At 59.1% G+C, this 11,980-nt stretch carries 11 protein-coding genes and 1 pseudogene; 1 reads left to right on the top strand and 11 read right to left on the bottom strand.

What is annotated here, in order from left to right; all coding sequences use genetic code 11:
• Positions 1-52 precede the first annotated feature (52 nt).
• From RS887_RS16785 to RS887_RS16745, 9 genes are all read right to left on the bottom strand, one after another.
• On the bottom strand, positions 53-658 hold the full coding sequence (locus tag RS887_RS16785) for an START domain-containing protein (protein ID WP_322616211.1): 606 nt from the start codon (positions 656-658) through the stop codon (positions 53-55).
• Positions 659-699: 41 nt separating this feature from the next.
• Positions 700-954: a YkgJ family cysteine cluster protein gene (locus tag RS887_RS16780; RefSeq protein ID WP_322616210.1), complete on the bottom strand. Its 255-nt coding sequence runs from the start codon at positions 952-954 to the stop codon at positions 700-702.
• 165 nt (positions 955-1,119) lie between these two features.
• Positions 1,120-1,599, bottom strand: a complete 480-nt coding sequence (locus RS887_RS16775) for a translation initiation factor 2 (RefSeq protein WP_322616209.1) — start codon at positions 1,597-1,599, stop codon at positions 1,120-1,122.
• An 80-nt stretch (positions 1,600-1,679) separates the two neighbouring features.
• Positions 1,680-3,119 carry a PLP-dependent aminotransferase family protein gene (locus RS887_RS16770; protein WP_007973699.1) on the bottom strand — a complete coding sequence of 480 codons (1,440 nt, stop codon included), beginning with the start codon at positions 3,117-3,119 and terminating at the stop codon, positions 1,680-1,682.
• Positions 3,120-3,319: 200 nt separating this feature from the next.
• Positions 3,320-4,132: an OmpA family protein gene (locus RS887_RS16765; RefSeq protein WP_322616208.1), complete on the bottom strand. Its 813-nt coding sequence runs from the start codon at positions 4,130-4,132 to the stop codon at positions 3,320-3,322.
• Positions 4,129-4,485 carry a DUF4398 domain-containing protein gene (locus RS887_RS16760; protein ID WP_322616207.1) on the bottom strand — a complete coding sequence of 119 codons (357 nt, stop codon included), beginning with the start codon at positions 4,483-4,485 and terminating at the stop codon, positions 4,129-4,131. Before RS887_RS16760 ends, RS887_RS16765 begins: the two co-directional genes overlap by 4 nt.
• Positions 4,486-4,494: 9 nt before the next feature.
• Entirely contained in the window at positions 4,495-5,331 is an 837-nt protein-coding gene (locus tag RS887_RS16755) for a substrate-binding periplasmic protein (RefSeq protein WP_322616206.1), read from the bottom strand.
• A 197-nt stretch (positions 5,332-5,528) separates the two neighbouring features.
• Positions 5,529-6,458, bottom strand: coding sequence for an electron transfer flavoprotein subunit alpha/FixB family protein (locus RS887_RS16750; RefSeq protein ID WP_008004325.1), 930 nt, complete (start codon positions 6,456-6,458; stop codon positions 5,529-5,531).
• The gene (locus RS887_RS16745; RefSeq protein ID WP_008017740.1) at positions 6,459-7,208 is read right to left on the bottom strand and encodes an electron transfer flavoprotein subunit beta/FixA family protein; all 750 of its coding nucleotides are present in this window, start codon (positions 7,206-7,208) and stop codon (positions 6,459-6,461) included.
• Positions 7,209-7,756: 548 nt separating this feature from the next.
• Here RS887_RS16745 and RS887_RS16740 point away from each other — a divergent pair.
• The gene (locus RS887_RS16740) at positions 7,757-9,421 is read left to right on the top strand and encodes an electron transfer flavoprotein-ubiquinone oxidoreductase (RefSeq protein WP_322616205.1); all 1,665 of its coding nucleotides are present in this window, start codon (positions 7,757-7,759) and stop codon (positions 9,419-9,421) included.
• A gap of 187 nt (positions 9,422-9,608) precedes the next feature.
• Here the strand turns inward: RS887_RS16740 and RS887_RS16735 are convergent, their stop codons facing one another.
• Positions 9,609-10,412: an IclR family transcriptional regulator gene (locus tag RS887_RS16735; protein WP_322616204.1), complete on the bottom strand. Its 804-nt coding sequence runs from the start codon at positions 10,410-10,412 to the stop codon at positions 9,609-9,611.
• A 60-nt stretch (positions 10,413-10,472) separates the two neighbouring features.
• Positions 10,473-11,784, bottom strand: a pseudogene (locus RS887_RS16730) (MFS transporter).
• Positions 11,785-11,980 lie beyond the last annotated feature (196 nt).

Here is an 11,980-nt window from a genome sequence, read left to right as displayed (position 1 = left end):
ACGCCCCGATCGAGTCGGGGCGTTACGAAGTTACCTCAAAAAAGCGACACCGTTACTTCTCGGCGCGTTCCTTGAGGGCTTTCAAGGTATTGAACGGGGCGTCCACCACGAACTTGTTGGCCACCATCGACGGTACGCTGCCGCCCGGTTCGGTGTGCACCTGATAGGTCACTTCGATCTGGTCGCCCTTGGGTACGAACTTCCAGAAACCGTCGACCTTGGCGACCCGGACGAAACCTTTTTCTTCAGGAATATATGTCGGTACGCCTTCGAGCTTGCGGGTCAGGCTGCCGTCGGCACCTTCGGTGGTGGTGACGTGCAGCACCGAATCGCGCGGAGTAACCGGCCACGGAGTGTTGAACTGAGTGTAGGTCCAGCTCTGGTTACCTTCGTGCTTGAGCAGCTTCTGGGTTTTGCATTCGTGAATCCAGGCGCAGGCTCCAGACACGTCGTCCTGCAACGCACGCAGCTTGGCCACGGTGGTCTTCATCAGCGTGACGCCCTGGTAGGCCTTGTAGTCGGACCCGGCCACTTCACTCAGGGAGATCTTGATGCCGTCTTCGTCTTTTTTGACTTTCCAGTCTTCGGCCTGGGCCGCCGAGGTAGCCAGCACAACCGTCAAACCACACAGCACAGCAATACGATGCAGCGAACCCATAGTCTTATTCCTTATTGTTGAAGTTCCGTTCGTAGAACACATCACGCCGCCGTCATTTGCTCCCACCAGCCGATCAGCCGAATGGCTTCCTCGCTGCTGCTCCCGCACACCTCGGGGTCGGCCTCGAAGGCGGAACACACCGCCGGCCGTTCCGGTTGGCCGAAAATGCTGCACAGGTTATCCGCGGAAAGTTGCAGGCAACGCTGCCCCGCCGCTTTGCCATTGGGCATACCGGGAATCGGTGAACTGATGGAAGGGGCAATGCAACACGCGCCACAGCCCTCACGGCATTTCATGACGACAAGCTCCTCGCGACGAGCAATGTGTTAAAGGACGGGGCACAGAGTACCCGCTAAAACAGTTGTTTTAAATTACCTGCGAGCGGGTTTTTCAACGCAAACGAGCATGACCGGGCAGTCTCCGACAAAGTGTCTGCCCCGCGGCTCGCGGATCTTGACGACTTACTGTTTGAACTCGAAATCCAGTGCTGCGCCTTCAACCTCGCGGCGCTCTTCATTGCGCAGTTGCAGCTGCATTTCATTGCTGAGCAGACGTCCGTTGAGCTGGAACGGACTGCTGGCGCTTTTGTCACCGAACATCTGGGGCAACAGCGGTTCGCGCGTGGTCAACGGTACCGTCCCGACCGGCTTCAGTTCTTGAACCATATCCTTGGGCAAGCTCAGGTCCAGCTTGGCGGATGGAAGCTCAGTCTTTACCACTTCGCTGGCCGGTTTCGATTTGGAGGCAATGGGTGGATGTTTTTTCGCGGACGCCGCCGGTTTTTTGGCCGATGAGGCTTTTTTTGCAGGTTCGGCTTTTATCGGTGCTACGTGAAAACTGCCGGTAGCCTGTTCCTGCTCGGTGGCGGCAACGACGGATGCCGGCTGAATACTCGCAAACAGGCAGAGCAATAGCCAGGCGGCAGGAAAAATCGGTTTCATGTATCCCACAGTGGGTGCAAACGGCAGAGGTGCCTATGCTCGCCTGTTGCAGCCCACAAGACAAGCACAGTAGCAGCCTGTTACAAACCGCCTGCCATCTCCTGGCAGAGTTGGGTGGCCAGCATGCCCAGGGTCATCAACGCACGCTCGGCTTCGCGGTTCCATGGTGTGCCGCAATTGAGGCGAATGCAGTGATTGAATTGCTCGGTATTACTGAAGATCAGTCCCGGCGCAATACTGATGCCCTGCTGCAAGGCCCGCACGTGCAACTCCTGGGTGTTGACCCGCCCCGGCAGACTGACCCACAGAATGAAACCGCCGGTAGGCCGGGTCATCTGCGTGCCTTCCGGGAAATACTGCTGCACCGCCAACTGGAAGGCACTGAGGTTCTTGCGGTATTCCTGGCGGATGAAGCGCAGATGCCGATCGTACCCGCCATTTTCCAGGTAAGCGGCGATACCCATCTGGGTCACGCTGCACGCAGAATGCGTACTGAAGGTCTGCAAGCGCTGGATTTCCTGCTGATACTTGCCGGCAATCATCCAGCCGATCCTCACTCCCGGCGACAGGGTTTTAGAGAAACTTGAGCAATAGATCACCCGGTCCAGCCGATCGTAGGCCTTGAGGGACTTGGTGCGCCCCTGCTCGAACATCAGTTCACCGTAGATATCGTCTTCGACAATCTGGATATCGAAGTCCGACGCCAGGCGCAGCAGTTGTTTCTGCCGCTCTTCAGGCATGGTGCCGCCCAATGGATTACTCAGTCGGGTGGTCAGCACCAACGCCTTGATCGACCATTGGTTGGCTGCCAGTTGCAAGGCTTCCAGACTCATGCCCGTGGCTGGATCACTGGGGATCTCGATGACCTTGAGGCCCAAGAGATCGGCCAATTGCAGCAACCCGTAATAAGTCGGCGACTCGGCCGCAATCAGATCGCCCGGACGGGTCAGCACGCGCAAAGACATCTGCAGCGCATCGACACAGCCGTGCGTGATCACCACCTCCGACGGATCGACCACCACACCGGCATCGCGCATGCGGATCGCCACCTGTCGGCGCAACGGCTCGAATCCGGGGCTGAACATGTAACTGAAGGCCCGCGGGCTATGGAAACGGGTGACTTTGGCCAATTGCTGATGCAGTGCCCGTACCGGCAAATAGTCGACACTGGGCACTGCGGCGCCCAGTGGGAACACGCCTTCACGACGGGACTCGACCAGGACCTGTTGAATGATGCTGCTGCGGGTGACCAGGCCGGGGCGCTCGACCCGGGCGATGTCCGGCGTCGGTGCGGTGAGTGCCGGCGTCTGGTGCACGTAGTAACCCGACTGCGGCCGGGCGCGGATCAGCCCCTGATCTTCGAGATTGGCATACGCCTGCAACACCGTCGCATGGCTGACATTGAGCTGCGAGCTCATCTTGCGCACCGAAGGCACGCGCTCTCCCGGCTGATAGACCCCACGGCGGATGTCTTCGGCCAGTTGTTGAGCAATACGTTGATAGAGCAAAAGATTGGTCATGACGCAGCACTCGATTTCACGGGCATTTTATTCTTGTGTGAAACAATACCGGAACAGTTTAGAAGTGTACGGGGACAGTTGCCACAATAGTCGACCGTACAGTGCAGTGTCAGCAAAATCTGTACTGTTTTGTGCGGTAATCGGCAGGCAAAAAAAACCCGGCGCTGCATGGCAGCCCGGGTTTTCCAGCGACGCAACCCCTAGCGGGCAGCGCCGAGCTGTCCCTTTTCGTCGGAAAACACAATTTCCACCCGACGATTCTGCGCTCGCCCCCGTTCAGACGCATTCGCGTCCACCGGATATTCGTCACCATAACCCTCGACCTGGATGCGCTTGTCGTCGATGCCCAGGTCCATCAGCACGTCAGCCACCGATTGTGCGCGGTCGCGGGACAGCTTGAGGTTTTCCTGTTTGCCCCCGGTACTGTCCGTATAACCTTCGATGCGTACCACACGCTTGGGGTTGAGTTGCAGGAACTGCACGATCTTCAACACCACACGGTTGGCCGACGGTTTCAATTCCGCTTCGCCCGTGTCGAACAGCATGTCGCCCAATGTCATCACCAGACCGCGGTCGGTCTGGGCGGTCGTCAATGCCAGGATCTGCTCTTCAAGCCATTTGCCTTGCTGCTGCACGCTGAAAAGTTTGGATTCACGCAGTGCCAGTTGCAGGCGCTGCCGTTCCAGTTCGAGTTTTGCCGCTTGCTCCTCGTTAAGCGACTGATTGGTGTGCTCCCGGGCAATGGCGCTGTAGCGCTGGCTCAGGTAGGCGTAATGCACCACGTCCGAACCACTGCCCCAATAGCTGGACAGACGATCGGCGCGGGCCAGGGACTCACCGGCACGAATCACGTCCTTGGGGGCGATTCGCAGCACATTGGAGTCTTCCTTGACCTTCTGAAAGTCGGCTCCAGCCTGTTGCAACGCGCTCTCGCTGTGCTGGCTGACGCAACCGGACAGCACAGCGCAGCCGGCCAGGATCAAACCGCCGATGGCTTTGCTCTTGAGGCTCATTCGGCATCTCCCAGTTGCTTGCGCAGGCGGGCGATGCGGGCGTTAAGCACGTTCAACTGTTCCTCGCTCTTGGCCGTCAACACCTTGGCTTCAGCCAGACGCGCATCGAGCTCGGCCTGCTCGGCCCGCATGCGTGCGTTTTTGAAGGATTGGTCAGTCATGTTGCCCTTGGCGCGGCTGAACTTGTCTTCGGCCAATTTCATTTCCGGCACATCGTCGGCGGTGGCGCCCACGGCCTTGGCCTGTTCGAGTGCCTGTTCGGTCAGGCGAATCTGTTCATTCGGCGCAGGATCGGTTGCACAACCGGCCAGGAGCACAAAGGCCATGGCAGCGAAAAGAGGTCGAATACTCACTAAATATCCCTACTGTTTTGGGGTACTGACGGGTTGTTGCGAGGGTTGCTGCGGTTGTGAGCGCTGTGCCTTCCAACGCTCGATATTGCGCATCAGCACGGCTTCCGTCAGTCCGGACGCGGGCAATTCTGTCATCTTTTTGGCCAACTGTCCGCGCAACCACGGATCGTTGCAGGCCGAGTCATGGGAAATCGCCAGGTACAGGCCAGGCTTGTCGACCGGTTGCGAGCGAGCGACCAAATCACCGGCCATGCCCAGCGTCTGTGCGGTCGCCATGCCCGAGTAACGTCCTGCGAGTACGAATTCGACCTCACCCAACAGCAGTTTCTGAAAGGCCTGGGTCAGGCTGGACGTGCGTACGAGGGTTAACTGCTGTCCGGCAAAGGTGCTGAATTGCGGAGTCAATCGGGCCTTTTCCGACACGGCTCCGGGATGGCCGTGCAGGTCCTGCACCTGGTTGTAGACCAGCGTCGAGTCCTTGAGCGTCCAGACCAGATAGTCGTTTTCCAGCAAGGGTGGATGGATGTAATCCAGGGTTTCCAGCTCGCTGACCGTCAATGCTGCGTCCGCCAGCATGTCCATGCGCCCGCTGCGCACTTCGTCCAGGGCCTGGGCGCGTTTGCCGGCATAAAGCAGTTCGACCTTGAGCCCTAACTCTCCCGCCACTTGCTGAAGCAAATCGGCGCTGGCACCGATCAGGTGTCCGGGATTCTGCGGGTCTTGCCACAGGTACGGCGGCGCGTCCGGACTGCCGGTTACCACAAGGCGTTCGCATTTGCCTGCGGCGAAAGACAGCGACGGCAATAGCGTCAATCCCAGCAAGCTCCACACACAGCGCAGATCCATGGCTTCACACTCGATTAATACCCGGTTATGCCCCCTGTAGGAGCGAGCCTGCTCGCGATGTACGTTAACGATGACGCGTTCATTCTGGAAAAACGCGGCGCATTTGAGTTCATCGCGAGCAAGCTCGCTCCTACAGAATGAAGGGCAAAAAAAAGCCCGGCCAAAAGGCCGGGCTCTTTATAAGTGAAGCAGCCGGATTAGACCAGCTTCTCCAGCTCAGGGATGGCTTCGAACAGGTCCGCCACCAGGCCGTAATCGGCCACCTGGAAGATCGGCGCTTCTTCGTCCTTGTTGATCGCAACGATCACTTTGGAGTCTTTCATGCCGGCCAGGTGCTGGATCGCGCCGGAGATACCGACGGCGATGTACAGCTGTGGAGCAACGATCTTGCCGGTTTGACCGACCTGCATGTCGTTCGGTACAAAACCTGCGTCGACCGCGGCGCGGGAAGCACCCACGGCAGCGCCCAGCTTGTCGGCCAGGGCGTACAGGTGTTTGAAGTTGTCGCCGTTCTGCATGCCGCGGCCGCCGGAAACGACGATCTTGGCAGCGGTCAGTTCCGGACGATCGGACTTGGCCAGCTCTTCGCCAACGAAGCTGGAGATACCAGCGTCGTGAGCAGCGCCAACGGCTTCAACGGCAGCCGAACCACCTTCAGCTGCAACCGGGTCGAAACCGGTGGCCCGCACGGTGATCACTTTGACCGCAGCGTTCGACTGAACGGTAGCGATGGCGTTACCGGCGTAGATCGGACGCTTGAAGGTATCAGCGCTTTCTACCGAGATGATCTCGGAGATCTGGTCAACGTCCAGTGCAGCGGCAACGCGCGGCAGGATGTTTTTGCCGTTGGAAGTGGCGGCAGCCAGGATGTGGCTGTAGCCCTTGCCCAACTCTGCAACCAGCGGAGCAACGTTTTCCGGCAGCTGGTGAGCGTAGGCGGCGTTGTCGGCCACCAGCACTTTAGCCACGCCAGCGACTTTCGCAGCGGCTTCAGCCACGGCGCCAGCGCCCTGACCTGCAACCAGAACGTGGATGTCGCCACCGATTTTGGCGGCAGCAGCAACGGTGTTCAGCGTGGCCGGGGCCAGCACTTTGTTGTCGTGTTCAGCAATAACCAAGATAGTCATTTAGATTACCTTCGCTTCGTTTTTCAGTTTCTCGACCAGTTCAGCCACCGACTTGACCTTGATACCCGCGCTGCGTGCAGCAGGCGCTTCGACTTTCACGGTCTTGTTGGTGGAGGCGGTGGAAACGCCCAAAGCGTCCGGAGTCAGCGTCTCGAGAGGCTTCTTCTTGGCTTTCATGATGTTTGGCAGAGACGCGTAGCGCGGCTCGTTCAAACGCAGGTCGGTGGTGACGATGGCTGGCAGTTTCAGGGAAACTGTCTGCGCGCCGCCGTCGATTTCGCGGGTTACAGCCACGCTGTCGCCACTGATTTCGACTTTCGAAGCGAACGTGCCCTGACCGTAGCCGCTCAATGCAGCGAGCATCTGGCCGGTCTGGTTGTTGTCGCTGTCGATGGCTTGTTTGCCAAGGATCACCAGCTGAGGCTGTTCCTTGTCGACAACGGCCTTCAGCAGCTTGGCAACGGCCAGGGAAGTCAGGTCTTCGGCGGACTCGACGAGGATGGCGCGGTCGGCACCCAGAGCCAGCGCGGTGCGCAGTTGCTCTTGAGCGGTGGACGGGCCGACGGAAACGACGACGATTTCAGTCGCAACACCCTTCTCTTTCAGGCGTACGGCCTCTTCCACGGCGATCTCGCAGAACGGGTTCATCGACATCTTGACGTTGGCAAGATCGACGCCGGAATTGTCCGCCTTGACGCGGACCTTGACGTTGTAATCCACAACGCGTTTGACAGCTACAAGAACCTTCATGGATTCCTCGTTACTCTCCGGTGAAAAGAAAGTCGCCTAGGCGAACCTGGCGGTTGATGCTCATCGGGCGCAAGGGCACCTCTAAAAACGCCGGCAAACGTGTCAAGTGACCATCGCTCATGCTGTGGATGACCGTTCGTCAGTGGTGACTGGCGAGTCATTCAACATCACGGCGTGTAAACTGCACACCAGACCCGCACGGCGCTTCACTCTCTACTGCCATCGCCCTGTCTTTAGAGGTGCTCTTGAAACCAACAGTCAGCCTACGGCGAGCGCAAAACCGCCCGTATCTTGACCGGAACGCCTATTCCGGTCAATACGCCAAAACAGCCGTTCATAAGGCGCGTGACTTTGATTTCTCTGGCTTTGAGCCAATTCAAACAAACGTTTGTATTGGACGCTGAGAGTGGTGTAGATATAATGCGCCACCCAAAGAGAAAGGTGGTCAATCGATTGTCCGCTTCCGGCGTTGCGCCGGGATTCATGGATGCGACAACCAACCTCCAAATTAGAAAAAAAACTGTTGAGCCTTGAGTAGGAGATAACCTGTGGAACGCGAATACATGGAATTCGACGTGGTCATCGTCGGTGCCGGCCCCGCTGGTCTTTCCGCCGCCTGCCGCTTGAAGCAGAAGGCCGCCGAAGCCGGTAAGGAAATCAGCGTCTGCGTGGTCGAAAAAGGCTCCGAAGTCGGTGCTCACATTCTGTCCGGTGCCGTGTTCGAACCACGGGCCCTGAACGAACTGTTCCCGGACTGGAAGGAACTCGGCGCGCCGCTGAACACCCCCGTCACCCGCGACGACATCTTCGTTCTGAAGAACGCTGAAAGCGCGCAGAAAGTTCCAGACTTCTTTGTGCCCAAGACCATGCACAACGAAGGCAACTACATCATCTCCCTGGGTAACCTGTGCCGCTGGCTGGCCCAACAGGCCGAGAACCTGGGCGTGGAGATCTACCCGGGCTTCGCCGCTCAGGAAGCGCTGTTCGACGAGAACGGCGTGGTGCGCGGGATCATCACCGGTGACCTGGGCGTCGACCGCGAAGGCCATCCAAAGGAAGGCCTGTACACTCCGGGCATGGAACTGCGTGGCAAATACACGCTGTTCGCCGAAGGTTGCCGTGGCCATATCGGCAAGCAACTGATCAAGCGTTTCAACCTCGACAGCGATGCCGACGCCCAGCATTACGGCATCGGCCTGAAAGAAATCTGGGAAGTCGACCCGGCCAAGCACCAGCCAGGCCTGGTGGTGCACACCGCCGGCTGGCCGATGGACATCATGGGCACCGAGAACACCGGCGGCTCGTTCCTCTATCACCTGGAGAACAACCAGGTGGTAGTCGGCCTGATCGTCGACCTGTCCTACAGCAACACCTACCTGTCGCCGTTCGACGAGTTCCAGCGCCTCAAGCATCACCCGGTGCTCAAGCAGTACCTGGAAGGCGGCAAGCGCATCAGTTACGGCGCCCGCGCCATCTGCAAGGGCGGCCTGAACTCGCTGCCGAAGATGGTCTTCAAGGGCGGCGCGCTGATTGGTTGCGACCTCGGCACCCTGAACTTCGCCAAGATCAAGGGCAGCCACACCGCGATGAAGTCCGGCATGCTCGCCGCAGAATCCGTGGCTGACGCGCTGTTCGCAGAGAAGGACGGCACCGAAGAACTAACCACCTACGTTGACGCGTTCAAGAAGAGCTGGCTCTACGACGAACTGTTCGCCAGCCGCAACTTCGGCCCGGCGATCCACAAATTCGGCGCCATCGTCGGTGGCGGTTTCAACTGGCTGGACCAGAACATCTTCGGCGGCAAACTGCCGTTCACCCTGCATGACACCAAGCCGGATTACGCGTGCCTGAAACTGGCGGCCGACTGCAAGAAGATCGACTACCCGAAACCGGACGGCAAGATCAGCTTCGACAAATTGAGCTCGGTGTTCATCTCCGGTACCAACCATGAAGAAGAGCAGCCGTGCCACCTGAAGCTGGCCGACGCGAGCATCCCGATCAGCAAGAACCTGCCGCTGTACGACGAACCTGCCCAGCGCTACTGCCCGGCCGGCGTGTATGAAGTGGTGACCAAGGAAGACGGCGAAAAGCGCTTCCAGATCAACGCCCAGAACTGCGTTCACTGCAAGACCTGCGACATCAAGGACCCTGCACAGAACATCACCTGGGTGGCGCCGGAAGGTGCCGGCGGCCCGACTTACCCGAACATGTAAGCCGAACGCCTGAACAACGAGGCTCCCGAATGGGGGCCTTTTTGTTGCCTGAAATTCCGGGCATTACATCATTGCCTGTAGGAGCGAGCTTGCTCGCGAAAAACTCCAATACACCGTGTGCATTCAGACAATACGCGTTAGCGTTATCGGCCTTCGCGAGCAAGCTCGCTCCTACAGGGTTTGGGGTTCAGACCTTGAGACCGAGTTCCGCAGAAAGACGCTTTGTCACGCCTTTGATCAACGGAATCAGCTCGGCCATTTTTTCCAGCGGCATGTAGGGTACGGTGCTGGCAATACTGATCGCCGCCACAATGCGCTTGCTCGCATCACGAATTGGCGCCGCCACGCAGCGGATCGACGGTTCATTGTCTTCCAGATCGAACGCGTAGCCACCGGCCACGTACTCGGTCATGCGCTGCTCAAGCTGTTCCCAAGACTGCTGAGGATGCTGGGGCCAGAACTGACTTTTCCCACCCGCTGGCAGGCTGATGTCGTACAGCCGCTGCCAATCCTGCGGCGAATCATCGAGCATCAACGCCTTGCCAATCCCGGTGCGTGCCAACGGCATGCGATGGCCGACCCGCGAACGCATTTCCGGGCCATTGCGCCCCGGATTCTTCAGCAGGTACAAAACCTCGTCGCCTTCGCGAATGCCCAGGTGCACGGTGTCGCCGGTCAACGCCGACAACTCATCCAGATACGGCCCGGCCAGGGTAACCAGCGGCAGCTCTTCACGGGCCTGAAAGCCCAATTCGATCAGTTTCGACCCCAGCAGATAACCGACTTGCGGCACCACCCGCAGATAACGCTCGTCGACCAGGCAACTGGCCAGGCGATGGGTGGTGCTGCGCGTGGTGCCGATCAGCCGGGCGATTTCCTTGAGATCGCGGGCGCCGCTGGCCACGGCCTGGACCACACCCAACCCGCGAAGCAGGGTCTGGGTGCCGGTCGGCGCGGCGTCCTTGGCGATTTTTGGGGCGTCTTCCTGCATATCCAGCCTTTACCGTTGAGCGAGTGAACGGGCGGCATTATGGTCGCCCGAATGCCACGACTACAACTTGATACGCTCGACCTTGCCCACCAGCAGGATGTAGGACAGTGCGCCAATCAATGCCAGCACCGAGATGTAGGTGATCGCCGGGGCAAAGGAATCACCCGTCGCGAGAAAGCCGATCACGATAGGCGTGGCAATCGCCGACAGGTTGCCGATGAAGTTGAACACCCCGCCGGTCAACCCGAGCAAGCGCGCCGGAGCAAGTGTCGACACCAGCGACCAGGTAATCGAAGCCAGACCGTTGCCGAAGAAGGCGAGCGCGAGGAAGGCAATCACCAGCGGCGTCGACTCGACAAAGTTGGCGCCGATGATCGAGGTGGAAATCAGCAAGCCGCTGATGATCGGCAACTTGCGGGCGAAACCCACCGTGTAGCCGCGACGGATCAAAAAGTCCGAGAAGAAGCCGGAACACAGCACACCGATGAACGCGGCGAGAAACGGCAGCGACGCCAGCAGGCCGGATTTGATGAAGTCCATGCCGCGATATTTCACCAGGTAGGTCGGAAACCATGTGAGGAAGAACCACAGCGTCGAGTTGAGGCAGAACTGCCCGAGGTAGATGCCCCAGAGCTTGCGTTTAGTCAGGACAATCCCCAGGTCGGTCCAACTGAACTTGGCCTTGACCTTGGCCTGCTCGGCCTGGATGTCCACCAATCCACCCCCCCTCGCGGATCAAGTCAATTTCCGCGTCATTGGCGCCTTTGAAATCCCGCGGCTCGCGATACACCGCGTACCAGATCACCGCCCACACAATGCCCACCGCGCCGGTGGTGACGAACACCATGTGCCAGCCGAATTCGTGCTGGAGCCAGGCCAGCACCGGCGTCAGGAATGCCAGGCCGACAAATTGCCCGGAGGTGTAGAAACCGATGGCCGTGGCGCGCTCGCGCTCGGGGAACCAGGTAGTGACCACGCGGCTGTTGATCGGATAGGCCGGCGCTTCCAGGGCGCCGACCGCCATGCGCAACACGAACAGCGCGATGAAGCTGCCGGCGAAACCGAGCATCACCGTGGCCACCGACCACAGCAGCAACGCGAGGCTGTACAGAATCCGAGGCGGCACACGGTCCACCAGCCAGCCACCGGGGATTTGCATCGCGGCGTAGGTCCAGCCGAACGCGGAGAAAATCAGGCCGACGTGAATCGGATCGATGCCCAATTCACTGGTCAATGCCGGGGCGGCAATCGACAGGTTACTGCGGTCCAGGTAGTTGATCACCACGGTGATGAACAACAGCACCATGATGAAAAAACGCTTGCGGCTGGGCGTCACCAACGACGCCTGCCCGGTGAGGGTTTGCGGTTGCATGGAAGGTGCCTCTTCTTATGGTTATTGAGGTCGGTGTGAAGGATTGCGTCTGAACCGGAGATCTCCCTGCCAATGGAGATCAATTGTGGGAGCGGGCTTGCTCGCGAAAGCGGTGTGTCAGACGACATCACTGTTGAATGTGATGCCGTCTTCGCGAGCAAGCCCGCTCCCACATCTGGATTTGTGGTGGGTCAGG

It is taken from the genome of Pseudomonas sp. BIC9C, assembly GCF_034541995.1.
GTDB lineage: Bacteria > Pseudomonadota > Gammaproteobacteria > Pseudomonadales > Pseudomonadaceae > Aquipseudomonas > Aquipseudomonas fluorescens_CC.
The sequence above is the reverse complement of the archived record's forward strand: the minus strand, read 5'-3'. Positions and strand labels throughout refer to the sequence as shown.